General features: G+C 69.8%; 30 protein-coding genes. 13 read left to right on the top strand and 17 right to left on the bottom strand.

Annotated elements, in window-relative coordinates; translation table 11 throughout:
- From ACWPN7_RS09745 to ACWPN7_RS09725, 5 genes are all read left to right on the top strand, one after another.
- Positions 1–1,065 carry a flagellin gene (locus ACWPN7_RS09745; protein WP_040137952.1) on the top strand — a complete coding sequence of 355 codons (1,065 nt, stop codon included), beginning with the start codon at positions 1–3 and terminating at the stop codon, positions 1,063–1,065.
- A 40-nt stretch (positions 1,066–1,105) separates the two neighbouring features.
- Positions 1,106–2,242: a flagellar basal body P-ring protein FlgI gene (locus ACWPN7_RS09740; RefSeq protein ID WP_186466593.1), complete on the top strand. Its 1,137-nt coding sequence runs from the start codon at positions 1,106–1,108 to the stop codon at positions 2,240–2,242.
- Positions 2,243–2,266: 24 nt separating this feature from the next.
- Positions 2,267–2,572 carry a rod-binding protein gene (locus tag ACWPN7_RS09735; RefSeq protein WP_456523110.1) on the top strand — a complete coding sequence of 102 codons (306 nt, stop codon included), beginning with the start codon at positions 2,267–2,269 and terminating at the stop codon, positions 2,570–2,572.
- Entirely contained in the window at positions 2,569–3,096 is a 528-nt protein-coding gene (locus ACWPN7_RS09730; RefSeq protein WP_459197267.1) for a flagellar protein FlgN, read from the top strand. Before ACWPN7_RS09735 ends, ACWPN7_RS09730 begins: the two co-directional genes overlap by 4 nt.
- Positions 3,097–3,350: 254 nt before the next feature.
- The gene (locus ACWPN7_RS09725; protein WP_459197266.1) at positions 3,351–4,352 is read left to right on the top strand and encodes a glycosyltransferase family 9 protein; all 1,002 of its coding nucleotides are present in this window, start codon (positions 3,351–3,353) and stop codon (positions 4,350–4,352) included.
- Between the two features lie 80 nt (positions 4,353–4,432).
- Here ACWPN7_RS09725 and ACWPN7_RS09720 read toward each other — a convergent pair whose 3' ends face one another.
- From ACWPN7_RS09720 to ACWPN7_RS09680, 9 genes are all read right to left on the bottom strand, one after another.
- Positions 4,433–4,972 (bottom strand): hypothetical protein, encoded by a 540-nt coding sequence (locus ACWPN7_RS09720; protein WP_459197265.1) that lies wholly within the window; start codon positions 4,970–4,972, stop codon positions 4,433–4,435.
- Between the two features lie 114 nt (positions 4,973–5,086).
- On the bottom strand, positions 5,087–6,187 hold the full coding sequence (gene flhB / locus ACWPN7_RS09715) for a flagellar biosynthesis protein FlhB (RefSeq protein WP_040137947.1): 1,101 nt from the start codon (positions 6,185–6,187) through the stop codon (positions 5,087–5,089).
- A gap of 10 nt (positions 6,188–6,197) precedes the next feature.
- Complete coding sequence (locus ACWPN7_RS09710; RefSeq protein WP_492273262.1) at positions 6,198–6,971, bottom strand: flagellar biosynthetic protein FliR; 774 nt, start codon at positions 6,969–6,971, stop codon at positions 6,198–6,200.
- A gap of 10 nt (positions 6,972–6,981) precedes the next feature.
- The gene (flhA, locus tag ACWPN7_RS09705) at positions 6,982–9,075 is read right to left on the bottom strand and encodes a flagellar biosynthesis protein FlhA (protein WP_014199657.1); all 2,094 of its coding nucleotides are present in this window, start codon (positions 9,073–9,075) and stop codon (positions 6,982–6,984) included.
- Positions 9,076–9,145: 70 nt separating this feature from the next.
- Complete coding sequence (locus ACWPN7_RS09700; RefSeq protein WP_459197263.1) at positions 9,146–9,916, bottom strand: lysozyme family protein; 771 nt, start codon at positions 9,914–9,916, stop codon at positions 9,146–9,148.
- Position 9,917: 1 nt separating this feature from the next.
- Complete coding sequence (gene fliQ, locus ACWPN7_RS09695; RefSeq protein WP_014199655.1) at positions 9,918–10,184, bottom strand: flagellar biosynthesis protein FliQ; 267 nt, start codon at positions 10,182–10,184, stop codon at positions 9,918–9,920.
- Positions 10,185–10,330: 146 nt separating this feature from the next.
- On the bottom strand, positions 10,331–10,696 hold the full coding sequence (fliE, locus tag ACWPN7_RS09690) for a flagellar hook-basal body complex protein FliE (RefSeq protein ID WP_459197262.1): 366 nt from the start codon (positions 10,694–10,696) through the stop codon (positions 10,331–10,333).
- A gap of 13 nt (positions 10,697–10,709) precedes the next feature.
- Positions 10,710–11,129, bottom strand: coding sequence for a flagellar basal body rod protein FlgC (gene flgC / locus ACWPN7_RS09685; RefSeq protein WP_040137944.1), 420 nt, complete (start codon positions 11,127–11,129; stop codon positions 10,710–10,712).
- 20 nt (positions 11,130–11,149) lie between these two features.
- Positions 11,150–11,542 (bottom strand): flagellar basal body rod protein FlgB, encoded by a 393-nt coding sequence (locus ACWPN7_RS09680; RefSeq protein ID WP_041814267.1) that lies wholly within the window; start codon positions 11,540–11,542, stop codon positions 11,150–11,152.
- A 125-nt stretch (positions 11,543–11,667) separates the two neighbouring features.
- On the opposite strand from ACWPN7_RS09680, the gene fliI reads away from it, so the two are divergent.
- Both fliI and ACWPN7_RS09670 read left to right on the top strand, forming a co-directional pair.
- Positions 11,668–13,008: a flagellar protein export ATPase FliI gene (fliI, locus tag ACWPN7_RS09675; RefSeq protein ID WP_459197261.1), complete on the top strand. Its 1,341-nt coding sequence runs from the start codon at positions 11,668–11,670 to the stop codon at positions 13,006–13,008.
- Positions 13,005–13,604: a hypothetical protein gene (locus ACWPN7_RS09670; protein WP_459197260.1), complete on the top strand. Its 600-nt coding sequence runs from the start codon at positions 13,005–13,007 to the stop codon at positions 13,602–13,604. The genes fliI and ACWPN7_RS09670 overlap by 4 nt, the downstream gene beginning before the upstream one ends.
- 6 nt (positions 13,605–13,610) lie before the next feature.
- Here the strand turns inward: ACWPN7_RS09670 and ACWPN7_RS09665 are convergent, their stop codons facing one another.
- Positions 13,611–14,483, bottom strand: a complete 873-nt coding sequence (locus ACWPN7_RS09665) for a LysR family transcriptional regulator (protein ID WP_459197259.1) — start codon at positions 14,481–14,483, stop codon at positions 13,611–13,613.
- Positions 14,484–14,795: 312 nt separating this feature from the next.
- On the opposite strand from ACWPN7_RS09665, the gene ACWPN7_RS09660 reads away from it, so the two are divergent.
- On the top strand, positions 14,796–15,992 hold the full coding sequence (locus ACWPN7_RS09660) for an MFS transporter (RefSeq protein ID WP_451996003.1): 1,197 nt from the start codon (positions 14,796–14,798) through the stop codon (positions 15,990–15,992).
- A gap of 24 nt (positions 15,993–16,016) precedes the next feature.
- On the opposite strand, the gene ACWPN7_RS09655 is transcribed toward ACWPN7_RS09660, so the two are convergent.
- The 7 genes from ACWPN7_RS09655 to ACWPN7_RS09625 form a co-directional block, all read right to left on the bottom strand.
- Positions 16,017–17,051, bottom strand: coding sequence for a hypothetical protein (locus ACWPN7_RS09655; protein ID WP_014199647.1), 1,035 nt, complete (start codon positions 17,049–17,051; stop codon positions 16,017–16,019).
- Between the two features lie 88 nt (positions 17,052–17,139).
- On the bottom strand, positions 17,140–17,934 hold the full coding sequence (locus ACWPN7_RS09650; protein WP_201043611.1) for a DUF1217 domain-containing protein: 795 nt from the start codon (positions 17,932–17,934) through the stop codon (positions 17,140–17,142).
- Complete coding sequence (locus tag ACWPN7_RS09645; RefSeq protein ID WP_040137938.1) at positions 17,931–18,308, bottom strand: FlaG family protein; 378 nt, start codon at positions 18,306–18,308, stop codon at positions 17,931–17,933. Before ACWPN7_RS09645 ends, ACWPN7_RS09650 begins: the two co-directional genes overlap by 4 nt.
- Before the next feature lie 4 nt (positions 18,309–18,312).
- Positions 18,313–18,750, bottom strand: a complete 438-nt coding sequence (locus tag ACWPN7_RS09640) for a flagellar biosynthesis repressor FlbT (protein ID WP_040137937.1) — start codon at positions 18,748–18,750, stop codon at positions 18,313–18,315.
- The gene (flaF, locus tag ACWPN7_RS09635) at positions 18,740–19,132 is read right to left on the bottom strand and encodes a flagellar biosynthesis regulator FlaF (RefSeq protein WP_040137936.1); all 393 of its coding nucleotides are present in this window, start codon (positions 19,130–19,132) and stop codon (positions 18,740–18,742) included. Before flaF ends, ACWPN7_RS09640 begins: the two co-directional genes overlap by 11 nt.
- 124 nt (positions 19,133–19,256) lie before the next feature.
- On the bottom strand, positions 19,257–20,501 hold the full coding sequence (locus tag ACWPN7_RS09630; protein WP_014199642.1) for a flagellin N-terminal helical domain-containing protein: 1,245 nt from the start codon (positions 20,499–20,501) through the stop codon (positions 19,257–19,259).
- A gap of 383 nt (positions 20,502–20,884) precedes the next feature.
- The gene (locus tag ACWPN7_RS09625; RefSeq protein WP_149649348.1) at positions 20,885–21,673 is read right to left on the bottom strand and encodes a response regulator transcription factor; all 789 of its coding nucleotides are present in this window, start codon (positions 21,671–21,673) and stop codon (positions 20,885–20,887) included.
- A 355-nt stretch (positions 21,674–22,028) separates the two neighbouring features.
- Here ACWPN7_RS09625 and ACWPN7_RS09620 point away from each other — a divergent pair, with 355 nt between their 5' ends.
- The 5 genes from ACWPN7_RS09620 to eda all read left to right on the top strand — a co-directional run bounded on the left by ACWPN7_RS09620 (position 22,029) and on the right by eda (position 26,124).
- Positions 22,029–22,502, top strand: a complete 474-nt coding sequence (locus ACWPN7_RS09620) for a hypothetical protein (protein WP_149649347.1) — start codon at positions 22,029–22,031, stop codon at positions 22,500–22,502.
- Positions 22,503–22,669: 167 nt separating this feature from the next.
- Positions 22,670–23,623 (top strand): DMT family transporter, encoded by a 954-nt coding sequence (locus tag ACWPN7_RS09615; RefSeq protein ID WP_040137934.1) that lies wholly within the window; start codon positions 22,670–22,672, stop codon positions 23,621–23,623.
- A 146-nt stretch (positions 23,624–23,769) separates the two neighbouring features.
- Positions 23,770–24,708 carry a sugar kinase gene (locus tag ACWPN7_RS09610; RefSeq protein WP_459197258.1) on the top strand — a complete coding sequence of 313 codons (939 nt, stop codon included), beginning with the start codon at positions 23,770–23,772 and terminating at the stop codon, positions 24,706–24,708.
- A gap of 22 nt (positions 24,709–24,730) precedes the next feature.
- Complete coding sequence (locus tag ACWPN7_RS09605) at positions 24,731–25,492, top strand: GntR family transcriptional regulator (RefSeq protein WP_103041260.1); 762 nt, start codon at positions 24,731–24,733, stop codon at positions 25,490–25,492.
- Complete coding sequence (gene eda, locus ACWPN7_RS09600) at positions 25,489–26,124, top strand: bifunctional 4-hydroxy-2-oxoglutarate aldolase/2-dehydro-3-deoxy-phosphogluconate aldolase (RefSeq protein WP_014199635.1); 636 nt, start codon at positions 25,489–25,491, stop codon at positions 26,122–26,124. The genes ACWPN7_RS09605 and eda overlap by 4 nt, the downstream gene beginning before the upstream one ends.

Here is a 26,124-nt window from a genome sequence, read left to right as displayed (position 1 = left end):
ATGCTCTACAACGCCGTCTCCACCCTCGGCCTTTCCAAGCGCCTGCAGACCGCCAACACCGAGCTTCAGCTCGAACGGCTGCGCAACAACGACGAGATCGCCAGCGGCAAGCATTTCGACGTCGCCAAGGCGTTGGGTGCGCGCACCGGGCAGGCCATCGCGCTGCGCAACCTGTATGACGAGACCGACCAGACCCTGAAATCCACCGCCCTGCTGCAAGGCCGGCTGGGCACCATGGACAGCGCGCTGACCAACATCCTGTCCGCCGGGCAGGACGTTCTGGCCGCCGCCTCGGTCGGGCTGGGCCAGCCCTCGCCCACCGGCAGCTCGCTCCAGGTGCGGGCCCGCGCCATGCTGGAGCAGGTGGTTGGCATGCTCAACGCCTCCTCCGGCAACGGCTACCTGTTCGGCGGGGTGGAGGTGAAGACCGCCCCCATGCGCGCCGTGCAGGGCGACGAGTCCGGCCTGCCCTCGCCCATCCAGATCGTGCAGGACACCATTGCCGCGGCCACCGGAGGCACGTCATCGCCGCAGACCCCGGCCGAGACCGCCGCCGCCGTGGCGGCTCTGGACGACCTGTTCGCGACACCGTCGGCCTCGCCGCTCGGCTTCGAGGGCGGGTTCTACCAGGGGGCGCCGTCGACCGCACCGCGCCTCAGCGCCCGGCTCGACCGCACGACCGAGATTCCCTACGGCATCCAGGGCAACGACCCGGCCATGCGGGACCTACTCCAGGGCCTCTACATGTTGGCCAGCGTCGACACCAGCCAGCTGCCGCTGGACGCCTACAAGCCCTACATGGAGGCCGCGGTCGCCAAGGTGTCGGGCGGCATCGAGGGGGTGCGCGACGCCACCGCGCAGCTCGGCATCCACCGCGCGCAGCTCGACGACATCGCGGCGATGAACACGACGCAGCTCCGCATCCTCAACGACCAGCTCGACGCGATGGAAAGCGTCGATCCGGCGGAGGCCAGCCTGCGCATGAACCAACTCGAAGTGCAGATCGAGGCGACTGCGGCGGCCACCGCCCGCATCGCCCGAATGAGCCTCACCAATTACCTGTAGGGCGGCACGGCCTCCCTGCGGGATGATGAAAGACGGTCTGATGAAGCATGGTCCGATCCGCCGAGCCCTCCGCGTGGCCGCGCTGGCCGCGGCCTGCCTGCTGGGCGCCGCCGCCGTGGCGGGCGACGGGCTGGCCCAGACGCGGGTAAAGGATCTCGTCACCTTCGACGGGGTGCGCCGCAACCAGCTCATCGGCTACGGCCTCGTGGTCGGGCTGAACGGCTCGGGCGACCGGCTGATCAACACGCCTTTCACCGAGCAGAGCCTGAAGGGCATGCTGGAGCGGCTGGGCATCAACACCCGCGACGAGGTGCTGCGCACCCGCAACGCCGCGGCGGTGATGGTCACGGCCTCGCTGCCGCCCTTCGCCCGCCAGGGCACGACCATCGACATCACCGTGTCGGCGCTGGGCGACGCCACCAGCCTGCTCGGCGGCACGCTGCTGGTCACGCCGCTGCTGGGCGCCGACGGGCAGGCCTACGCCGTGGCCCAGGGGTCGCTGTCGGTCAGCGGCTTCTCGGCCGGCGGGGTAGCCGCCAACGTGACCAAGGGCGTGCCGACCAGCGCCCGCATCGCCAACGGCGCCATCGTCGAGCGCGAACTGAAATTCGCGCTCGACGAAACGACCGGCGTGCGCATGGCGCTGCGCAACCCCGACTTCACCACCGCCAACCGCATCGCCGACGCGGTGGCGGTGCGGCTGGGCAGCAGCGCCGTCCATGTGCTGGACGCGACCACCGTCGATGTCCGCATTCCGCCCCGCTACACCGGCGCGGTCGCCCGGCTGATCGGCGATATCGAACAGCTCACCGTACGCCCGGACGGCATCGCGCGGGTGGTGGTGGACGAGCGCAGCGGCACCGTGGTCATCGGCGACGACGTGCGCATCAGCCGCGTCGCCATCACCCAGGGCAACCTGACCGTCCGCGTGGTTGAGACACCCCAGGTGTCGCAGCCGCAGCCCTTCTCCGACGGGCAGACGGTGGTGGTGCCGCGCACCGACGTGCAGGTGCAGGAGGGCAACGGGCGCCAGTTCGTGACCATTGGCGGCAACGTCAGCCTGCAGCAGCTCGTCAACGGGCTGAACGCGCTGGGCGTCGGGCCGCGCGACATGGTGGCCATCCTCCAGGCCATCAAGGCGGCGGGCGCCCTGCACGCCGACCTGGAAATCATCTGACACCTCCGGCCGGACGACGACGCGATGGACATCTCCCCCCTTTCCCCAACCACCCCCGCCGCGAAACCCGCCGCCCAAACCCGATCCGCCGAGAAGGCCGGGCAGGAGTTCGAGGCGCTGATGGTCGGGCAGATGCTGGAGTCCATGTTCGCCGGCATCGAGACCGGCAGCGCCTTCGGCGGCGGCCAGGGCGAGCGGACGTGGCGCAGCTTCATGCTCCAGGAATACGGCAAGGCCATCGCCGAGGCCGGCACGCTGGGGATCGGCCGCATGGTCGAGGCCGACGTGGCCCGCCTCTACGGCCAGACGAGCGAAGGAACCAAGGGATGAGCCGCCGTTTCAAGGACCTGATCCGCGAATTCGCCCCCGACACCAAGCCGGTCGAGGACGCCGCGCCCGCCGTCGCGCCGGAGCCCGAGATTCCCGCGCTGGCCGACGGGCCGACCGCCGTCGTCATGACGGAGTTCCTCGACACGGTGGCGGAGTTGAGCGTCCTGCTCGATGAGGAGACGGCGGCGCTCGCCGCCGGCGAGCTGGAAGGGCTGGAGGTCTACGCCCGGCGCAAGCAGGCGATGGCCGACCGGCTGGGCGGCATCATGACCCAGGCGCAGTCGGGCACGCTGCGGCTGAACGACGACCTGCGCGCGATGATCCTGGAGCGGGTGGAGCGGCTGGACCGCGCCATCAACGACAACGCGGCGGGGCTGGTCGCCATGCGCAAGGCCGTGCTGTCGATCAACCGCAGCCTTCTGGTGGCCCTGGAGAAGGCGGCCAGCGATGGCCTTTACGCCCCTTCCGGCCACGCCGTGCGCCCGGTCGAGCTGTCGGCGTCGGGCCTGAACGCGGAGCTGTAGAGCGGCCGAATTGTAGTTCCCTCTCCCGCCCCGGGAGAGGGTGGCGCCATAGGCGCCGGGTGAGGGTCGTCCAAGGATCAAGGGACCGATTCTCGGCGGCACCCTCACCCTTCCCACGCTTCCGCGTGGGCCCCTTCCCTCTCCCGGGGCGGGAGAGGGGATTGAAAGACGATGGCTTTGCGGAGGGTTCCGCCGCCGGATGCGGGCGGCTATAGTCCGGCGTCCGCTTGGCCGCACCCTCCTGAGGCTTCCGCATGCCCGCAACCGACCGCGCCGGCTCTCCGTCGCTCGCCGTCTTCACCCATGGCGAGCTGATCGGCGACGCGCTCATCAAGATTCCCTTCGTGCGCGCTCTGAGGGGCCTGTTCCCGGACCACCGGATCACCTGGATCACCACCGAGGGCTCCCATCTGGCGACCACGCTGCGCCCGATGATGGACGGGCTGATCGACGAGTTCCACGCCGACAGCGGGATCGGGCGCAGCCCGCTCGACCTGCTGAAGCGCATGCCCATCCGCGACCGCTTCTCCCTGGTGCTGGATACCCAGGCGCTGCCCTGGCGGACGCTGCTGGCGCGGCGGCTGAAGCACGACGTGTTCGTCTCGGCCTGCGCCGGCTACCGCCTGTCGGACCGCCGCCCGGCGCCCGGCTACGTGCGGCCGAAGCACGTGCTGGACCGCCTGTTCGACCTGCTGGAGGTGGCCGGCGGGCGGCGTCCCCCGCTGGACATGGCCGTCCCCATCCCAGCCGAGGCCGAGGCCGAGGCGCGTGCCGTCCTGCCCGACGGGCCGGGCTACGTCGCCATCGCGCCGGGAGCGGGCAAGCGGGTGAAATGCTGGCCGCTGGACCGTTTCGTGGAGCTGGCCCGCGCCCAGGCGGCGGGCGGGCGGGTGCCGGTCTTCATCCTCGGCCCGGCGGAGCTGGACTGGTTGCCCGAACTGCGCGCCGCCGTGCCGCAGGCGCTGTTCCCGCTCCAGGACGCCGAACTGGCCGAGCCGCGCTATTCCCCGGTGCGCACCATCGCGCTGACCCGGCGTTGCGCGGCGGCGGTCGCCAACGACAGCGGGACCAGCCATCTGTTCGGCCTCGCCGACGTGCCGCTGCTGACCCTCTACGGACCGACCACCGCGGAAAAGCTGCGCCCGAAGGTGACGCGGGGCGCCGTGCTGACGGCCTCGGCCTTCGGCGGGCACGAGATGGAGCGCATTCCCGCCGACGCCGCGATCAAGGAGGTCGAGACGCTGATTCGTTCGTGAGGAATGGTCGTCACATTCGGCCGTTTTAGCCCTCTCCCCTCCGGGGAGAGGGGGTTCCCGGTGGTCAGCGCTTCAAGCCTTCAGCGCTTCACGGCGGGCGTGATCTCCCCCGCCTCCTCCAGCCGCCGCAGGCAGGCGACCAGGGCGCGTTGGAAGTTGCGGCCCTCGGAAGGCAGGTTCACCCCTTGGCCGGTCGTCCAGAACTCCACGAAGGCGCAATCGGCCGCACGGTCCGCGGTCGGCCATTCGACGGTCACGCCCAGCCCAAGCTCCGCCGTGCGGCGGCGGCTGTCGGTGACCAGGATCTTCGCTTCCCAATGCATCCCGCCGCTGCCCGCCTCGGCGCGGCGGTGGCTCCACAGGCGCAGGTAATCGCGGAAGCTCTCGGAGGAGCGGTCGTGCTGGACGTAGGCGCTGCGGTCCACCACCGAAGGGGCGAGACGCAGCGCGTAGCGGGCCTGGGCGAGCGCCTGGGTCACTTCCGGGATCAGCCGGTCCATTTCCGCGAAGCTGCGCCGCACGTTGTCGGCCAGCGCGGTGGCCAGCGCCTCCCCCTTCAGCGCGCCGGAGGCGGCGCGGTCGGAGCGGTACATCTCGAACAGGTCGTCGCCGTCGCTCATTGCCGTGATGCGCCGCGGAAGGGAAGGATTTCTTTCGTCTACCGCCAAACCCGTTGAGAAGACATTAAGCGGACTTCCAATCCATTCGGCGTTCGCCCGATCAGGCCCGCCCGATCACGCCCGTTGCGCCGGCTGCGCGGCCCCGCCGTTCTTCAGACGCAGTACATACATCATCACCTCCGCCACCGCCTGGTAATGCTGGAGCGGAATCACCGCGTCGACCTCCGACGCGGCGTAGAGGGCGCGGGCCAGCGGCGGATTCTCGATCACTGGAACGCCGTTTTCCTCCGCCACCGCGCGGATGCGCAGCGCCACGAGGTCGGCCCCCTTGGCGAGGCAGACCGGCGCCGGCATCTTGGACCGGTCGTACTCCAAGGCCACCGCGAAGTGGGTCGGGTTGGCGATCACCACCGTGGCGCGCGGCACGTTCGCCATCATGCGGCGTTTCGAGCGGTCGCGCCGGATCTCGCGCAACTTCGCCTTCAGATGCGGGTCGCCCTCGGTCTGCTTGAACTCGTCCTTCAGCTCCTGGAAGGTCATGCGCAGGCGCCGCCGCCATTCCAGCCGGTTCCACAGCACGTCCACGGCGGCCATCACCACCGTCGCCAACAGAACGGCCAGCAGCAGCCGCAGGGTCAGGTCCCGCAGCAGGTCGGGAAGCGCCGCAACGTCCATGCCCACGATCCCCTCCGTCCAATCGATGTAGGGCGCCACGGCGAACCAGACGGCGCAGGCGATGATCGCCAGTTTCACGAGACTCTTCACGAATTCGACCAGCGCGTGGCGCGCGAAGATGCGGCGCCAGCCGCTGAGCGGCGACAGGTGCGACAGCTTGGGCCGGATGCGGTCGCTCGCCGCCAGCAGCGGCCCCTGACCCACCGCCGACACCACCGCCCCGCCGACCAGCAGGCCCAGCACCGGCAGCATCGCCACCGCCACCCCGCCGATCAGCCAGCGCAGGCTGTTCATCACGTCGTAGGGACCGCCGTCGAGCCGGATGTCGTTCGGATTCTCGATCAGCGGCAGCAGCACCTCGGCGATGCGCGAGGCGGCGAGCGGCCCGCCGGCCGCGGCGATCAGCCAGGCCGCCGCCATGGTGGCGGCCAGACCGACGTCGCGGGCGCGAGGGACGTCGCCCTTCTCCATCGCCTCGCGCAGCCGTTTCTCGGTCGGCTCCTCGGTTTTCTGTTCCTCGTCCTGGGTGTTGTCCGACATCGCCGCCCCCTCACCGCCCCCTTCTCATCGCCCGCCGAGCCAGCCGGCCATTGCGGCGAGCGCGACGGTGACCATGGCGCCGGCCGTCACCAGGAAGACCAGCATCCCGCCGCCGACCATCGCCGGCGTGGCGACGAAGTAGACGGGCATGGAGGGCATCACCCGGTTGACCAGGGCCAGCGCCATGTTGGCGATCATGCCGAACACCAGGAACGGCGCCGCCATCTGCACCCCCAGCCGGAAGGCTGACGCCGACGAGCTGGGCGTAGCGCCCCGCCACCATGCCGGGATCGGGCAGCGTCGCCGCCGGCCAGCTTCCGTAGGAGCGCACCAGCGCGTCGATCATCAGGTAATGCAGGTCGAGCGCGAACAGCAGAGCCAGCCCGGCGATGACCAGCGTGCCCGACAGGATCGACCCGCTCTCGAACCCCGCCGCGTCGGTGCCGAAGGGGTTGGCGAGGCCCATCGCCTGGGCGGCGATGTTGCCGGCGACCTGAAGCGACGCCAGGAACAGCTTGGCCCCCAGCCCGAGGAAGGCGCCGGCCACCGTCTCCGCGAAGATCTGCTCCAGCATCACCGCGGCGTCGGGCGGCAGGCGGTCGGGCAGGCCGGGCACCGTCGGGGTCAGCGCCAGCGCAACGGGAATCGCGATGCACAGCCGCACCCGCGGCGGCACCGCCAGCTCACCGAAGCCGGGCAGCAGGCTGACCGCCGCGGCGACGCGGGCGAAGACCAGAAAGGCGCGGTAGACCTCCAGGCTGAGCAGGTCGGCGAGCGTGTCCATGACCTTTCCTTCAGACCTGGTCGATCGTCTTGACGGACACCTTGCGGTGCAGTTCGGCGTGGCTGATGACCGGGGTCATCGGGCTGACCCGCTCCAGCAGGGAGCGCACGAAGGGCCGCACCTCCGCCCCGACCAGCAGGGCCGGCCAGACCTGCGGCGTGGCGTGCTTCTGGATGGTGATGCGCAGCGCGGTCAGGAATTCCTGCACCTGGGTCGGCGGCATGGCGAAGCGGCGGTCCTCGCCCTCGGCGATGACGCTCTGCTGGAGCGCCTGCTCCCAGCGCGGGGTCAGGACGATGACCGGGACGAAGCCGTCGGGCGCGGTCAGCGACTGGCAGATCTGTTGGCCCAGACGCGCCCGCACATGTTCGGTGACCAGCGTGATGTTGCGCGTCCAGTTCACCGCCTCGGCGATGGCCTCGACGATGGCCGGCAGGTTGCGGATCGACACCCGCTCCGCCAGCAGCGCCTGGAGCACGCGCTGCACCACCACCAGCGTGATGCGCGACGGCACCATGTCGGCGATCAGCTTCTGGTACTCCCGCCCCAGCCCATCCAGCAGCTTCTGCATGGCGGCGAAGGTCAGCAGGGTCGAGAGGTGGTCCTTGATGACCTCGGTCAGGTGAGTGGTGATGACGCTTTCCGGGTCGACCACCGTGTAGCCCTTGGCGATGGCCTCCTCGTGCCGCGCCGGGTCGATCCAGCGGGCCTGGAGGTTGAAGGTCGGCTCCCGCGTCGCCTCGCCGGGCAGGTCGGGGGCTGCCCCGCCGGACGGGTCGATGGCGAGAAGCTGCTTGGGCCGCACCTCGCCGCTCGCCACCTCGACGCCCATGACGCTGACGACGTAGCCCTTGGGCGGCAGGAAGCTGCTGTCCTTGATGCGCACCGACGGCAGGATGAAGCCGAACTCCTTGGCGAAGCGCTTGCGCAGCGTCTTCACCTTGCCGGTCAGCGGCCCGTTCTTGTTGAGGATCAGCGGGACGAGGTGGTTGCCGACCTCCACCTTGACCTCGTCCACCTTCAGCATGTCCTCCACCGCCTCCTCGGCCGGGGCGGTCGGGGCCTTGCGGCTTTCCTCCAGCCGGGCGAGTGCCGCGCGACGCATCTTGCCGCGCATCGCGTACCAGCCCGCCGCGCCGAAGCCCCCGCCCAGCAGGACGAAGGGGGCGGCGGGCAGGCCCGGCGTGACGCCCAGCGTGCAGAGCAGCCCGCCCGCCACCATCAGCGCCTTGGGATAACCGCCGAGCTGGGCGAGCACCGCCTGATCGGCGGAGCCGACGTTGCCACCCTTGGTCACCAGCAGGCCGGCGGCCAGCGAGACGACCAGCGCCGGAATCTGCGTCGCCAGACCGTCGCCCACCGTCAGGATGGTGTAGACCGACGCCGCGGATTCGAAGGACATGCCCTGCTGCGCCATGCCGATGGCCATGCCGCCCAGCACGTTGATGGCGGTGATGACCAGCCCGGCCACCGCGTCGCCGCGCACGAACTTCGACGCGCCGTCCATGGCGCCGAAGAAGGTGCTCTCGTCCTCCAGCTCCTTGCGGCGGCGGCGGGCCTCGACGTCGTCGATCATGCCGGCGGACAGGTCGGCGTCGATGGCCATCTGCTTGCCGGGGATGGCGTCCAGCGTGAAGCGCGCCCCGACCTCGGCGATGCGGGTGGCGCCCTTGGTGATGACCACGAAGTTGATGACGATCAGGATGGCGAAGATCACCACGCCGATCACGAAATTGCCGCCCATGATGAACTGGCTGAAGCCCTCGATCACATGGCCGGCGGCGGACGGGCCGGTGTGCCCGTGGCTGAGGATCAGGCGGGTGGACGCGATGTTCAGCGCCAGCCGCAGCACCGTGACGACCAGCAGCACGGTCGGGAAGGAGGAGAAGTCCAGCGGCCGGGAGATCCACAGCGAGACCATCAGGATCAGCACGCTGACCGCCAGCGACAGCGCCAGCCCGAGGTCGAGGAACCAGGTCGGCACCGGCAGGAACAGCACGGCCAGCACCAGCACGATGGCCAGCGCGAACAGCACGTCGCGGTTCGCCAGCCCGGCATCGCCGAGGCTGGTCATCCGGTTCCGAAGGGTGTCCGTGAAAGCCATGCGGGAACTCCAGGGTGCGGCACCGTTGGTACGCTAGCGTCCCGCGGTAAAACCGGCTTTTACGTCGGGGTCAGTCCGCGCCCGGCAGGAGGGGTTTCACCGCCGCGTTGGCGTAGAGGCTGGACAGGAAGGACAAGCGGCCCAGCTCCGCCCGGCCCCAGGCGGGCAGCGCACCGGGGGCGGCTTGGGAAGTGGCCACTTGCGGGCCGGCGGCCAGCGTCTTCAGGTAATCCATGGCGCCGGCCACCCAGCGCCGGTTGCCGCCGACCCGCTCGCGGTAGGCCGCTCCGCGCTCCGACTGGGCGGAATGGTAGCGGGCGATGGCGGCGTCCAGCGATCCCTGCGCGCGGTGCAGGTCGCCCAGGAAGCGCGCGGCGTAGCGGGCGTTGGCGCGCGGGTCGAAGGCGGTCTCCAGGTCGGGAAAGGCGTCGGGGTGCCATTTCAGGTTCACCTGGAGGCAGCCGACGTCGATGGAGCGCGTGCCCCGCGCCTGCGCGGCGCGCACGAAGGCGATGGCCTCCTCGCGCGTCGGAAAGTACTGGGAGGCGCCTTCGGTGTTGACGGTCCAGGGCCAGACGGTGAACAGCCGGTCGGCGGTCATCCGCCCGGCCTCGGTGAAGCCCATGGCGAGGAGCATGTGGTCGGTCACCCCCGCCTCCCGCTCCGCCGCCAGGATGGCGTCGATGCAGGCGGCCTCCGGCGGCAGGCTGCGCACGGGCAGGACGCGCGGCGCGTAGAGAGCGGTGGACCAGGTGCCGATCTGCGCGGCCGGCGGCTTCACCTCCGCGGCGGTCGCGGTTCCGGCCAGGAGCAGCGCCGCCAGTCCGGCCAGCCGACGCATGTCACCGCACCGAGACGATCAGACTGCCCAGCCGGTCGGCGTAGGTGGTCAGCGCGCCGTACATGAAGGGCAGCGCCAGCACGGTGGTGACCAGGATGGCGACGATCTTCGGCACGAAGGTCAGCGTCATCTCCTGCACCTGGGTCAGCGCCTGGACCAGCGAGATCGCCACGCCCACCAGGACCGCGATGACCAGCGGCGGCGCGGCGATCAGCAGCATCGTCCAGATGCCCGTGCGCAGGACTTCCAGCACGTCGGCTTCGTTCATGGGGGTTCTCCTGGGGAGCGGTTGCCCCCACCCTTCCCGCTTCGCGGGCCCCTTCCCTCCCCCGCTTCGCAGGGGAGGGAATTCGGTCCCTCTCCTGCGAAGCGGGGGAGGGTTAGGGAGGGGGCAATGCGTCCCAACACACGCGCTCAAATCGCCATCCGCATGACGTCCTGATAGGCCTGCACCATGCGGTCGCGGATCGACACCACCGTCTGCACGGTCATCTCGGCGGCGAGCACGGAACGCACGACCTCGTGCGTGCCGGCCTTGCCGGCGACGGCGGCGACGGACATGCGCTCGCCCTCGTTCAGCGTCTCCACCGCCTGCGACACCTGACGGTCGAGGAAGGCGCCGAAGCTGCTCTCCGACGCCGAGGCCCCCGTCTCGGCGGACGGCGAGGCCGCAGCCGCCGCGGCGGGCGGGGTGGCGAGCGAGGCGGCGGGCGCCGGCTGGGCCAGGGGCGCGCGGTGGAGGCCGTAGGCGGCGGCGGCGCGGCCGATGGGTTCGATCATGCTCTGGGTCTCCTCAGCCGCGCAGAAGGTCGATCATGCGGCTCATCATGCTGCGCGACTGCTCGATGACGTTGACGCTCGCCTCGAAGGACCGGCTGGCCTCGCGCATGTCCATCATCTCGATCAGCGGCTGGACGTTCGGGCGCTTGACGTAGCCCTTCTCGTCGGCGGCGGGGTGCGAGGGCTCGTAGACGAGTTGGAAGTCGCTGCGGTCGCGCCCGATCTGCTTGACCTTCACGATCTCCGACCCGGCGGCGCGGTCCATCGTGGTCGCAAAAGACACGGTCTTGCGGCGGTAGGGATCGCCGCCCGCGGTCATGGCGGTGGAGTCGGCGTTGGCGATGTTCTCAGCGACCACGCGCAGCCGGGTGCCCTGCGCCTGCAGGCCCGAACTGGCGATCCGCATCGTCGCGGCCAGGGGATCGGTGAGCATGGGAGGGAACTCCGAGGTCGTCAGCCGGCGCGCCAAGCGGCGCGCAGGATCTGCAGGTTGCGCTGGAACAGGCCGGCGGTCAGGGCGAAGGCGTCGCGCGTCTCGCTGCCCTTGGTCATCTCCTGCTCCAGCGACACGGCGTTGCCGTCCGGCGTGGTTTCCCACTGCTCGGGCTTGCGCGCCTCCTGCACCGCGCCGGACGGGTTGAAGCCGGTCAGATGCATAGGCGAGGTGAGCGCGGGCGCCACCGTCTGCGGGCCATCCATCAACGCCGCGAAGGGCTTCAGGTCCTTCGGCTGATAGCCGGGCGTGTTGGCGTTCACGACGTTGGCGGCGATCAGCTTCTGCCGCTCCGCCAAGTAATCGAGCCGCGCGCCGGTCAGCCGAAACACCGAAATATTGCTAAAATCCATTGGAACGGCCCTATCGCAAAGCCGGAAAGCAAGGCAGGGCCAAGATGACGCCCGCCGTTTAAAACCGGATTTAAAATCCTCGTGGCAGGATCACCGCATTCCGACACGGCGGAGACGTCCCGGCGATGCGTGTGCTTTCCAACCTTCTGTCCGAGATCGAGCGGATGCCGACCCGATCCTGGCGCGGCGAGATCCGCAGCGCCGCCGGCATGACGCTGGAGGTCGAGGGTCTGCGCCGTGTGCTGGCGGTGGGCGACAAATGCTGGGCGGAGACGGCGCGCGGCCAGCGCCTGCTGTGCGAGACCATCGGCTTCCGCCAGGGCCGCACGCTGCTGATGGCCTTCGACAACCTCGACGGCGTGGCGGAGGGCTGCGCTGCGGTCACCGACGACACCGCCTTCACGCTGCGCCCCGGCCCCGGCTGGCTGGGCCGCGTGGTCAACGCGCTGGGCGAGCCGATCGACGGGCGCGGCCCCTTGCGCAACGGCCACCACGCCCGCCCGCTGCGCGCCGCCCCGCCGCCGGCCTACGCGCGGCGCCGGGTCGGGGCGAAGATGGACACCGGCGTGCGCGCCATCGACGTCTTCACACCCATTTGCCGCGGCCAGCGCATGGGCGTCTTCGCCGGGTCGGGCGTCGGCAAATCGACGCTGCTGTCGATGGTCGCCCGCCACGCCGGGGCCGACGCCATCGTGATCGGGCTGGTCGGGGAACGCGGGCGCGAGGTGCAGGAGTTCATCCAGGACGACCTGGGGGCGGACGGCCTCGCCCGCTCCGTCGTCGTCGTCGCCACCTCGGACGAGCCGCCGCTGATGCGCCGGCAGGCCGCCTATCTCTGCCTGACCGTGGCGGAGGAGCTGCGCGACCGCGGCCTGCACGTCCTCTGCCTGATCGACAGCGTGACGCGCTTCGCCATGGCCCAGCGCGAGATCGGGCTGGCCGCCGGGGAGCCGCCGACCGCCAAGAGCTACCCGCCCAGCGTCTTCGCCGAACTCCCCAAACTGATGGAGCGCGCCGGGCCGGGACAAGAGGGCCAGGGCGACATCACCGGCATCTTCACCGTGCTGGTGGACGGCGACGACCATGACGAGCCCATCGCCGACGCGGTGCGCGGCATCCTCGACGGCCACATCGTGCTGGACCGCCGCATCGCCGAGCAGGGACGCTACCCCGCCGTCAACGTGCTGCGCAGTGTGTCGCGCCTGCTGCCCGGCTGCCACACGGCGGAGCAGAACACCCTGCTGCACCGCGCGCGGAGCCTCGCCGCCACCTACGACAACATGCGGGAGCTGGTGCGCATCGGCGCCTACAAGCAGGGCACCGATGCGGAGGTGGACGGCGCCGTCGCGCTGAACCCGGCGCTGGAGGAGTTCCTGCGCCAGGGCAAGGACGACGCCACGCCATCCCCCGAGTCCTTTCACATCCTCGACCGTATCCTCGCCGTTCCCGCCGGAGCCACGCCATGACCAACGCCACCGCGCTCGCCACTCGCGCGCTTGCCCCGACCACCGCCGCACGGGACGCCGTGAAAGCTCCGGCAAAGCAGGAGGCGGCGGACCTCAGCCTGGATTTCGGCGACCTGCTGGACGCGGTGAATCCGCTCCAGCACCTGCCGGGGGTGTCGCAAATCTACCGCCACGCCACCGGCGACGACATCGGCCTGCCGGCGCGGCTGGCCGGCGGCTTTCTGTTCGGCGGCCCCATCGGCCTGCTGGGAAGCGCCGCTATGGCCGCCTTCGAGGCGGTGACCGGCGACGACCCGCTGGGCCACCTCGTCGCGCTGGCGGAGGGCGGCGCGGACGAGACGAAGGCCCCGGCGAAGGACGCGCCGGCCAACGCGCCACCCCTGCCCTTCCTCGCCGGTCCGGCGCAAGAGCCGCCGGCGGACCATCGCTCGTCCCCCGCCGTGCTGGCGGAAGCGCTCGCCCGCAAGACGCCAAACACCGATGCTGCGGCGGACGCGCCGGCGCCAAAGGCGGAGCAGCCCGCCCCGCAAATCCTGGCGAAGCTCTATGAGTTGCACGCCACCCAACCGGCCGATCGCCCGGCCGTCCGGCTCTGACCCGGTTCAGCGCAGCGCCTTCGCCAGCGCGTCCATGAACAGGCGCACCTTCGGCGGCACGAAGCGCGCCGAGGGATGGACGCCCCACACCGCCAGCGGTTCCAACGCCCCGTCGGACAGGCGGAGCGCCACCAGCGCGCCGCGCGCCACCTCGTCGCGCACGTCCCACTCGGACAGGACGGCAATGCCGAGCCCGGCGAGGCAGATGTCGCGCAACCCCTCGATGGAGTTGGCGGTGAAGCGGCCGCGCACCCGGATGCGCCGCTCCCGCCCGTCGCCCACGAAGCTCCAGTGGGTCGTGCCGGACAGGCACAGGCACTCGTGCTCCGCCAGATCAGCGACGGTGGCGGGCGTCCCTCGCGCCGCCAGATAGCCGGGCGTGGCGTAGAGCCCCCGCGGGTTGTCGGCCAGCCGCCGCGCGATCAGCGCGCTGTCCTTCAGACTCGCGATGCGGATGGCGAGGTCGATCCCCTGCCCGACGATGTCCACCACCGTGTCGGTCAGCAGCAGATCGACCGAGACCTGCGGATTGTCCGTCAGGAAGTCGGCGACCACCGGCACCACCACCTTGCGCCCGAAGGCGGCGGAGGCGGTCAGCCGCAGCAGCCCCGACGCCCCGGCGGAGGACGGGCGGACACTGGCCCGCGCCGCCGCCTCGTTCTCCAGCATCGCCTGGGCGAAGGGCAGCATCGCCTCCCCCTCCGGCGTTAGGGCGAGGGAGCGGGTGGTCCGCTGCATCAGCCGCGCGCCCATGGCCTCCTCCAGCGCGGCCAGCCGCCGGGTCGCCATCAGCGGCGAGATGCCCAGCCGCCGCGCCGCCCCGGCAAGGCTGCCGGCCTGGGCGGCTTCCACCAGAACGGCGAGTCCGGCGAGGTCCATTGCTTCATATTCCGACATACAGGCCATTCATTCTGCATGACTGATGCGGATTGTGAAAGTGCGATAGGGTCCGGTTCAGAGATCATCGCCTTGGGCCTCACATAACCCTCTCCCCTCTGGGGAGAGGGTGCCCCGCAGGGCCTCTCGCGCTGGCCAGAGGCCAGCGCTGACGGCAGCAGGCGGATGCCTCTGGCATCCGCTGAGAGCCGGTGAGGGGGTTGCGCTTGTGCCGAACGCACCAGCACGCGCAACCCCCTCACCCTAACCCTCTCCCCAGAGGGGAGAGGGGATGTTGCAAAAGGACCGCATGTCATGAGCATCACCGACACAATGCCCCACACATCAACCCACACACCCGACCAGACCCGGCTCGGGCGCGGGTTGACCTTCGCCATGGCGACCGCCGCGGGGCTGGCCGTCGCGAACATCTACTACAACCAGCCCATGCTGGGGCTGATCGAGGGCGACCTGCCCGGCCCGTTGACCGGCATGATCCCGACCGCCACGCAGCTGGGCTACGCCGCCGGCCTGCTCCTGCTGGTGCCGCTGGGCGATCTGGTGGAGCGGCGGCGGCTGATCGTCGGGCAGTTCCTGCTGCTCGCCGCGGCGCTGGTCGCGACAGCGCTGGCGCAGGGGCCCGCCCTGCTGGTCGCCGCCTCGCTGCTGCTCGGCGTCTCGGCGACGGTGGCCCAGCAGATCGTTCCCTTCGCCGCGCATCTCGCCTCGCCGCAGCGGCGCGGGGCGGCGGTGGGAACCGTCATGTCGGGGGTGCTGACCGGCATCCTGCTCAGCCGCACGCTGGCCGGCTTCGTCGGGACGCACGAGGGCTGGCGCGCCATGTTCTGGCTGGCCGTGCCGCTGGCGCTGGCTGCGGCCGCGCTGATGGCCGTCATGCTGCCGCGCAGCCACCCGAACGCGTCCTTGCGCTACCCGGCGCTGATGCGCTCGCTGGTCCATCTGTGGCGGGAGTTCCCGGCCCTGCGGCTGGCCGCCGTCACCCAGGGGCTGCTGTTCGCCGCCTTCACCACCTTCTGGACCATCCTGGCGCTGCGTCTGGCCGAGCCGCGCTTCGGCCTGGGCGCCGACGCCGCGGGGCTGTTCGGCATCGTCGGCGCGGTCGGCATCCTGGCCGCCCCGATGGCCGGGCGGATCGCCGACCGCAGCGGGCCGCACCGGGTGATCCTGCTGGGCACGCTGCTGACGCTCGCCTCCTGGCTGCTGTTCGGGCTGTGGACGTCGGTCGCCGGTCTGGTCGCCGGGGTGATCCTGCTCGACTTCGCGGTCCAGGCGGCGCTGGTGTCGAACCAGCACATCGTCTACGCTCTGCGCCCCGAAGCGCGCGCCCGGCTGAACACCATCTTCATGGGCGGCATGTTCCTGGGCGGCGCGCTGGGGTCGAGTGCGGCGACGCTGGCCTGGAACGCCGGGGGCTGGACCGCGGTGACCGGTCTGGGCATCGCCGTCGCCGCGGCGGCCACCGCCCTCCAGCTCGCCGCGCGGCGCCGGTAGGAGGTCTGTGGAATGCCGGGGGCCTCAGCGCCCCCCACTCCGCGCCGAGCGTTCCAGGGAGCGGATGTGCGACAGGCCCGGCAGGATCTCGGAGCGGATGAACTCCAAGCGGCGGACCGGGCCGCCGCCGCTGGAGAAACGGGCTTTCCACAGGGCCATCTTCACCGCTAGCCCGCACAGCACCCCGCCGATGGTGACGTGATGGTTGGTGATCAGGTCGCGGATGCTGCGGAAGCTCTGGGCGTTGATGTTGCGCCAGAAGTCCTTGGAGCGGTTGTCGAAGCTCTCGAACCGCCCGGTGATCGAGGCGGCGATCTCCGTCAGGTCGCGGCCCACCTCGTCGAGCATCCGGGCGTGACGGGCGTCGCGGCGGACCTCGCTGAAGCCGCGCACCGCGTCCATCCAGGCCAGGAAGGCCTGCACGTCGGGGACGATCTCGTCCAGGCACTGCTTGAAATAGGCCAGCGACAGGAAGATGTCGCCGTACTCCTCCAGGAAGGCCGGGATGTCGGCCATGGCGATGTCCAGCCGGTCGGCCATCATGGTGAGCCGGCGGCGCACCTCCGCCAGATCGGGTTCGGCGAACAGGCGGATCAGGTCCTCGACATTCTGCACCTGCACGTCGTCGCTGCCGTAGACGCTTTCGATCAACGGGCGGGTGAAGACGCGCATGTAGCGGGTGAGCTGGTCCTTCCGGCGCTGCGACAGGCGCAGGGCGGCGTGCTCGTCAACCGCGATCTTCAGGCGGCGCAGCTCGATGCGCAGGGAATAGACGTCGAAGCTGGCGGCCTGGGCGATCTGCCCAATCATCAGAAGGTCGCGGTCCAGCTCGGGCGAACGGTTGCCGAAATGCAGCGGCAACTGGCTGGGCATCACCTGCCCGCTGCCGGCGTGGACGTCGTTGAACAGCTCCACCACCGTCTGGAGCCGGACGTTCTTGATCAGCCGCGCCCGGCGCAGACCCGGAGTCTCCAGCGGCAGGATGGTCATCGGCAGGATATGAAGGGAGTCGCGGGCGGTGTCCTCGTCCCGGTCGTCCGGGCCGGGCAGCAGGGCCACGACGTGCGGCCAGGTGCCCGGCGGCCTGGCCTGTCGGCTCGGCTGCACAGCCAATCTCCCGGAATTCGGCCTGCCGGAACGCCGCCGCTCAGAAGCGCGGGAAGTTCAGCAGCGACATGGTGATGGACGGGTCGATGGCGATGATCGAGGAGCGTCCGCGGCTGTTGATCGGCCCGATGTAGGGGAGGTTCGTGGAGGCCTCGGCGGGCCCGCCGTTCTTCAGGTCGTACATGGCCGAGAAGCGGTCCAGGAACTTCCCGAGCTTGGCCGGGTCCTTGAAATCGGCGATGTCGAAGCGCTTCTTCAGCTTGTCGACCAGCCGGTCGAGGTCGCCCAGCGCCGACTGCTCGGGAATGTCGAGCGCGGTGAAGACCACCTTTTGCAGCGCGCGGTCGGCCATCACCTGATACCAGTTGGTGATGCGCGGCGCCTTGCGGTCGAAGTAGAGCGCCAGACGGACCGCCGGATTGCTCTCCTCCGCCTTCACCTCCAGCGACACGTCGACGTAGCGGTCGACGATGGCCTTGACGATCGCCGGCTCCTTCAGCGTGGCGCCGCCCGTCTCCTTGAAGGACAGGACGGTGGCCATCTCCTTGAACTTGGCGTCGTTCATGCGGTTGGCCAAAGCCTCCGGGTCCTTCACCCCCTGGTCCAGCACCTTGCGGATGAGGGCCCGTGCGTAGGTCTGGCTTTCCAGGTCGAAGGCCACCATGACGAAGCGGTAGAGCTTGTCGTCCTTCAGCAGCTCCTCGGCGCTGGAGATCTTGCCGATGTTGGCCTCGAAATAGGCGATGTTGCGCTTCACGTCGGGACGCGAGCGGATCATCGCGTCGTAGCGGTCCTGGTTGCGGACGATCTGGCGATAATCCTGGAGCGTGCTCATGCCTTCACCTCCGGGGCCTTCGGCCGCCCGCTCTCCTCCGCCGCGTCCTCCGCCGGGTCGGCGTAGGACGGCGGGATGCGCAGGATCACCTCGCCGGTGTGGGTGTCGAGCACCTCGGTGGACAGGCGGCCCGTGCCGGGGTCGAGGTTGACGCGGTAGGGCGGGATGGGGTCGGGCTGGCGGCCGTTGTCGGATTCCGCCGACGCGCGGGTCTCCTCGACCACCTCGGTGGCCTTGATGGCTTCGGCCTGGGCGGCGCGCAGCCGGTCGGCCTGACGCTGGCGGGCTTCGGCGATCAGGTCGGCGCTGGCGGTGCCGCGCTCGCCGTTGACGCCGGACACGCCGCCGGTCAGTCCCTGGATGGGGGCGGGCATGGCGTCACGCCTCCACGCGAGTCTCGGGAACGCGCTCGTCCCGCGGGGAGCGCTGGGCGTTCAGCAGCCCGTCCTCGTAGGCCATCACCGGCCGCAGGCAGGCCAGCGCCTTGTAGTAGTCGCGGTCGCTGACGTTGCGCATCGCCTGCATGATGCGGTCCTGCATCTCCGGATGCATGAAGGCGGTGTAGAGCTTCGCCATCATGCCGGCGACGACGCTGCCGTACTGTTCCGCGGCCTGAGGGTCCAGAAGCATGCTCTGGATCAGGAAGTAAGCGCGGCGGACGGGGGTGTCGGCCTCGTCCTCCTGCATGATGTCGCTGCCGCGGATGATCTGGGCGAAGTTGCTGACGGTCAGGGTGTAGCGGCGGTTCTCGTTCTGCACGACGCAGCCGTTGATGACCACGCGCTCGCAGGGCTTGAGGCGGAGCTTAAGCGCCATAGGACGCCTCCATCGGAGCGGGGGCCTCCGTGCGGGCCACACCCTGCAGGCCGCGCATGACCGACCGGTTGATGTCGATCAGCGTGCCCGCGTCGGCCTCGCCGCGCAGCACCTGGGTGGTCTGGCGCGCCACCGAGAAGGACAGCGAGACCAGCCCGGCGCGCAGCGCCTCGGGCAGGGCGTTGCCGTCCTCCAGCAGGTCGGCGCGCAGCGTGTTCCAGAGTTCCAGGTTGCGCCACAGCGCGTCCTTCAGCGCCGCCGACCGCCAGCCGGCGTCGCGGTTGGTCTCCAGATCCAGGGTGATGCGGAGGAAGACCAGATATTCGATGCGGCGCGGGTCTTCGCACTCGGCCATCGTCTGCTGGTAGGCGGCGATGCTCATGGTCGCACCTTATGCAACGCGCACGGGGGCGCCGGAATGGGGCTGGGGCGGGAAAAAGGGAGCCGGATCGGTTAGGAAAAAGAGGCCGGCGCCCCCTCGGGAGAGGGACGCCGGCCGGACCGGGTTAGCGGAACAGCGAGAGAATGTTCTGCGGACCCTGGTTGGCGATCGACAGCGCCTGGGTGGCGAGCTGCTGCTGGACCTGGAGGGCCTGCAGGCGGCTCGATTCCTCGTTCATGTCGGCGTCCACCAGGGAGCCGATGCCCTTGTTCATCGAGTCGGTCAGCTTCGACACGAAGTCGTTCTGCACCGACACGCGGTTCTCGATGGAACCGATCACCGCGGCCTTGCCGATCGCCTTGTCGAGCAGGCCGTTGATGACCTCGAGCGACTTGGTGGCGTTGGAGGTCACGTCGATCTGCGTCAGGTCGGCCAAGCCGCCGAAGGCGTCGCTTTCCTTCGAACCGACCCACAGGCTGTCCACCTTGGCGGTGAAGTTGCCGTCGGTGTTCAGGTCCTGGTCGGTGAATTCCAGCTTGTCGCCGTTGAAGGCCACCTGGAAGTCGCCGCCGGCCGCGGTCAGGGCCGTGTTGACCGCGGTCTCGATCAGGCCCTGGGTGGTCGCCAGATCCGTGGTGTAGTCGATGCCCGACAGGTCCACCGTCACGGCGGTCTTGGTGCCCGCCTCGTTGGTGACGTTCAGGGTCAGGTTGCCCAGGCCCAGGTTCTGGCCGTCGATGAAGGTGGTGTCCGGCGCACCGATGGCGATGCCGACGCTGGCCTTCAGGTCGTTGGTGGAGTCCACCTGCTGCTCGATCGTGGCCTTGCCGACGATCGAGGTGACCTGCATGTCCTGGCGCTGGAAGCTGATGTAGCTCGGATCGACCGTGCCGGCGCTGCGGCTCAGCGACGCCAGGATGTCGACGTTCTGGTCCTTGGCCGTGCCGTCGTTGGAGTAGGTGATGCGCAGCAGGTTGTCGCCGTTGAAGGAGGCGTCGGCGGCGGCGCCCTTCACCAGCTTGACGAGCTGGTCGATGTCGTTCTGGATCAGCGACTTGTCGACGCCGTTGGTCTGGCCGGCGATGACGCGGGCCTTCAGCGTCTGCAGGTTCTCGACGATGTTCTTGGACGCCACCGACGCGGTGTTGGTCGTGCCCGAACCCAGTTCCAGCGATTCCTTCACCGCCTTGAAGCCGGCGACGTCGGCGCGCATGGTGGTCGCAATCGACCAGTAGGCGGCGTTGTCCTTGGCGTTGTTGACCTTGAGACCGGTCGAGATGCGATCCTGGGTGGTCGCCAGATCGTCGGTCACGCGGCGCAGCGTCTGCAGCGCGGTCATCGCCGAGGTGTTGGTCATGATCGAGGCCATGTGTATCTCCATTCGCGAGATGCAGAGCGCCTTTCTGACGCTGGGGCCGGGTGCGCGGGCCTTCCCACTTGGTTCTTATGGGCGCGCAACCGACCATTCGACTGTGACCGACCCCGTTTAAACCGGAGTAAAAAACCGCAGCCTTTCCAGGGTGACGCAGTCGTCTTTCAAAGATGGGCATCTTTTAAAAGTAATAGCGCATTTTATAAAAATGCGCCCGCTTACAAAAATACGATTGCCGCGCAAAGCGGCTCAGCCGCCGTCCCCCGGAGGGCCGCGGCCGTGGCGTCTTTCAAAATTTGGGGCAAAATGTCGGAAGCAGAAGGTCGGGCGGAACTTTGAAATTAAGGCGCCGTCACTCGGCGGCAGTCACTCGGCGGCAGTCACTCGGCGGCGACGAGACAGCCGGGATGCAGGCCGGACGCGGCGAAGGGGATGGCCGGGAAGCGGCGGGCCGCGGACGCGGCGGCCGGAACGGCCTCTTCATGCTCGGGCGGGGCCTCGAACTTGTAGCCGCGTCCGTAGACGGTCTCGATGTAGCGGGCGCCGCCGGTGGCCTCGGCGATCTTCTTGCGGAGCTTGCAGATGTAGACGTCGATGACCTTGTCCAGCGGGTCGGCGCCGGACAGGCCGTAGACCTCGTCGTAGATGTGCTCCTTGGACACGACGCGGCGGTGGTGGGCGGCCAGCACGCCGAGGATGGCGTGCTCGCGCTGGCTCAGCCGCAGCCGCTCGCCACCGACCTCCGGGTCGCGCCCGTCGAGGAACACCGTGAGCTGGCCCACCCGCACCGCGTTGCTCAGCAGGCCGCGCGAACGCCGCCGCGCCACCTCGATGCGCGCCCGCACCTCGGCGCTGACCACCGGCTTAACCAGCACGTCGTCGGCCCCGGCGTGGAGCAGTTCCACCGTCGTCGCCACGCAGCGCCGGTCGAGCAGGCAGAGGATCGCCGCCCCGACCTGATGCGCCCGCAGCGCCGCCACACAGCGCGCCGGATCGTCGACGCTGCCCAGGACGATGGCGTCGTAGCCGAGTCCTTCCACGCCCTGCTCCCGCAGAAGCTCCTCCAGCCCGGCCCAGTCCTGGCGGTCGTAGCGGATCTTCCCCATGCCGAGCTGACGGCCGAGCGCGTCGGCGATCAGGGGGTTCGGTTCAACCAGGACAGCGCGCATGGGATTCTCCGCAACAGGGGTTTCAACTAGAGGGCGGGAGGACAAGGCACTTAAAATTTTCCTTAATTCCGAGTGCTTTATTTTCTCACACCCTCAGGTAATAGCCTTCCTGTACCGCGAGTCAACCATTCGGCTTACCTCAAGGGATAATGTTACGGCCCGCTTTTATATGACTTTTAATATCCGTTAAGGCGTAGATTCTTGGCTGCTCTTTGCCTCGAAATTCGAAGCATTTTCCTCCCGAGTTGCCCGCAACGCCGCACCTCCCCGGCCCTCCCCGCTCCGGCTTGAACCGGGCTTTAATCCGGCTGTATTTCACTGGTGGCGAGAGGATGCGAACGGGGGAGAGGAACCGATGCCGCGCAACAGACAGGCGATTGCCGGAACCGCCCTTGCGGGCGTCCTCCTGCTGGCGGGCGGCTGCGCGATGACCAGACCGGCACCCGACACCGCCTACCGGCAGGCGCTGGAGGCGGCGGTGGTGGCCGGGCGGTGCGAGGGGCCGACGGTGGAGGCGTTGTGGACCGCCTATGACCGCTGGTTCGCCGTGGCGGCCAGCCTCACCTCCTACCATCGCGGGACGGAGGCCGGCGCCCTGTTGCGGCAAGGAGAGGCGTTCCGCATCCTGGGCTGCCCCGCCGCGGCGCGCGACACCTACGAGACGCTTCTCCAGCGCTTCCCCGATCCCGATTACGAGCTGGAGCGCAACGCCGCCCGCCGCGGCCTGATGGACTTGCCGATCAACCCGCCGACGCCCCTGATGCGCCCGGCGCCGGCCGTAACCTCGGCCCTGCGCGGCAGCGCCGGCACCGACCGCGGCGACGGTTGACCCACGGGCCCGTGTTGTGGATTCACGGGGCCGGGCCGTATGGCTGCCATGACGCTCCGCACCATTGTTCCCAGGCATGATATATCAGTAACCTGACGGTAAACCGGGCGAGAGACCCGGGCCATCCTTCCGCTTGCCGCCCTCCTGCCTGGAAGCGCCCTCCGGCCATGCCCGACTGCTCCCGACCCCCGGAAGGGGTGTCCGCCGCCCAGACCGTGTCGTCCTATGGCCGCGAGCGCCGCGACGATCCCGTGCGCGGGATCCTGATGGTCGTCGCCGCGGTCTTCTTCTTCTCCTGCTCTGACGCGACGGCGAAGTATCTGGCCCAGACGCTGCCCTCCATCGAGATCGGCTGGATGCGCTATGTCGGCTTCACCACGCTGCTGCTGCCGCTGATGATCCGCGGCGGCCCACCGGTGATGAAGACCGCCAGCCCCGGCCTCCAGGTCCTGCGCGGGCTGGGCATGCTGGGCTCGGCGCTGTTCTTCATCATGGGCATGCACTACCTGCCCCTGGCCGAGGCGGCGGCGACCAGCTACGTCTCGCCGGTCTTCGTCACGGTGCTGTCGATCCTGGTGCTGGGCGAGAAGATCGGGCCGCGCCGCTGGGCGGCGGTGCTGGTCGGGCTGCTCGGCGTGCTGATCGTCATCCGGCCCGGCGGGGCGGCCTTCCAGCCGGCGGCCATCTTCCCCATCCTGTCGGCGATGAGCTGGGCGACCGGCGTGGTCATCACCCGCAAGATGACCGGGCAGGAGCACCCCACCACCACCCTGATCTGGTCCGCCCTGACCGGCCTCGCCGTGCTGACCGTGATGCTGCCCTTCAACTTCACCATGCCGACCGCAACGGAGGTGGCGCTGGGCGCCTTGGTCGGGCTGGTCTCGACCATGGGGCAATGGCTGATGGTGCAGGCCTACCGCTTCGGCGAGGCGTCGGTGCTGGCGCCCTGCTCCTACGTGCAGATCGTCTGGTCCACGCTGCTGGGCTTCCTGATCTTCGGTGCGCTGCCCGACCACTGGACCTTCCTCGGCACCGGAATCATCATCGCCAGCGGCCTGTACACCGCCCACCGCGAGCGGCTGCGCAAGAAGCAGAAAAACACCGCAGCGTCCGCGCCATGACCATTGTCCGGCAGGACGAATCCCCGAAAAGCCTTGCTTCCGACATTGATATATTAGTATACTTGCCCTCGGGAGGCACGGGACTAAAAACCCGTGTTGTTCGAACTCTTTAGCACAGACTGGCGGATCGGACCGCCGGACGGGGGATGGCGATGGGTGAGTCCGCACGCCGGGTTGCGGCCCTTGGCGAATGCATGATCGAACTGGTGCGCCGTCCCGACGGGACCTTCACCATGGGCTTCGGCGGCGACACCCTGAACACCGCCGTCTACATGGCGCGGCTGGGCGTGGCAACCGATTACGTGACGGCGCTGGGCGACGACGGCAACAGCGACGCCATGGTCGCCACATGGGAGGCCGAAGGGGTCGGCACCGGTCATGTGCTGCGCGTGCCCAACCGCGTCCCCGGCCTCTACATGATCGAGACGGACGACAGCGGCGAGCGGCGCTTCCTCTACTGGCGCGATTCCGCGCCGGCCCGCGACCTGTTCGTGCTGCCCGACAGCCCGGCGCTGGTCGCCGATCTGGAAGGCTACGACCTGCTCTACATGTCAGGCATCAGCCTGGCCATCTGGGGCGAGCGCGGGCGGGAGGTGCTGTTCCCCATGCTCGACCGCCTGCGCGAGCGCGGCGGCCGCGTCGCCTTCGACACCAACTGGCGCCCCCGCCTGTGGCCTGACCGCGAGACGGCGCAGCGCGCCTACGACGCGATGCTCCGGCGCACCGACATCGCCCTGCCGGGCGTCGAGGACCTGCGCGGCCTCTACGGCGACGCCGATGCCGACACCGCCATGGCCCGCGTGCGCGGCGCCGGGGTGACGGAGATCGTGCTGAAGCTGGAAAAGCCGGGCTGCATCGTCTCCGCCCCCGGCCTTGAGGAGACCGTGCCGTCGGAGAAGGTCGCCAAGGTCGTGGACACCACCGCGGCGGGCGACAGCTTCAGCGCCGGCTATCTCAGCGCCCGCCTGAAGGGCCTCGGCCCCGTGGAGGCGGCGCGCTCCGCCCACCGCATCGCCGCCGTGGTCATCCAGCACCGCGGCGCCGTCATCCCGCGCGACGCCATGGCGTCCGTGCTGGACGGCTGATCCCCTGACGGAGGGACCCTCCATGCCACCAGACCAAATCCTCACGGGCCAAGCCGCCGTCGCTCCCGCCGCCGTCCCCGCCGCCGTCAAGCCGCCCCGCGCGTCGCAACGCGGGACCACGGCGGCGGCGGCGATCTACCGCGACCTGCGGGCCGACATCGTGTCGCTGGCCCGCAAGCCGGGCGACCCGATCGTGGAGAAGCTGGTGGCCGAAGCCTTCGGCGTCAGCCGCACCCCGGTGCGCGAGGCCGTCCTGCGGCTGGCCGACGAGGGGCTGGTGGAGGTCTTTCCGCAGTCGGGCACCTTCGTGGCGCGCATCCCCATCGCCGCCCTGCCGGAAGCCAACCTGATCCGCAAGACGCTGGAGCAGGCGACCGTCCGCTTCGCGGCGGAACGCGCGACGCGCAGCCAGGTCGCCGCCCTCCAAGCCAACCTGGAGCGCCAGCGCGAGGTGGACGCCTCGGGCTGCGCCGACGGCTTCCATCAGGCGGACGAGGCGTTCCACGCGCTGATCGCCGACATCGCCGGCTATCCCGGTTTCTGGCCGATCACCCAGCAGGTGAAGGTGCAGATTGACCGCTGCCGCCACATGACCCTTCCCTATCCCGGCCGCCTGGCGACCGTCATCGCCGAGCACGAGGCCATCGTCGCCGCCATCGCGGACCATGACCCCGACCGCGCGGTGAAGGCGCTCGGCGACCACATCGACGGCCTGCTGCTGACCATCGACGACATGCGGCACGCCACCCCACTGTACTTCTCTCCTGCCGAGGCCCTGACATGACCCACCCGCGTCTTGAACCCTCCCTGTCCGGCCCGCGCATCGTCCCGGTCCTCGTCCTCGACGAGCCGGACACCGCGGTCGCCCTGGCCGAGGCGCTGGTCGCCGGTGGCCTGACCACGCTGGAGGTGACGCTGCGCACCCCCGCGGCGCTGGCTTGCGCGGAGGCCATCGCCGCCCGCGTTCCGGGCGCCCTGGTCGGACTCGGCACGCTGATCCGGCCCGAGCAGTTCGCCCAGGCCCGCGACGCCGGCGCCCGCTTCGTCGTCAGCCCTGGCCTGACCGACCGTCTGGCCGAAGCCGCCAAGACTGCCGGCCTGCCCTATCTGCCGGGCATCGCCACGGTGGCCGAGGCGCTGATCGCCATGGAGCACGGCTTCCGCGAGCTGAAGTTCTTCCCGGCGATGCTGAACGGCGGCGCCCCGGCGCTGCGCGGCATGGCGCCGCTGATGCCGGAGATCCGCTTTTGCCCGACCGGCGGCCTCAAGGCCGAGCATGTGAAGGAGATCCTGTCGCTCCCCAACGTCTTCGCGCTCGGCGGCACCTGGCTGACCCCGGCCGACGCGGTCAAGGAGCGCCGCTGGTCCGAGATCGAGCGGCTGGCCCGCGAGGCCTCCGCCCTCGCCCAGGGCTGA

The sequence above is a fragment of the Azospirillum sp. UENF 312511 genome (assembly GCF_058780635.1).
The sequence above is the reverse complement of the archived record's forward strand: the minus strand, read 5'-3'. Positions and strand labels throughout refer to the sequence as shown.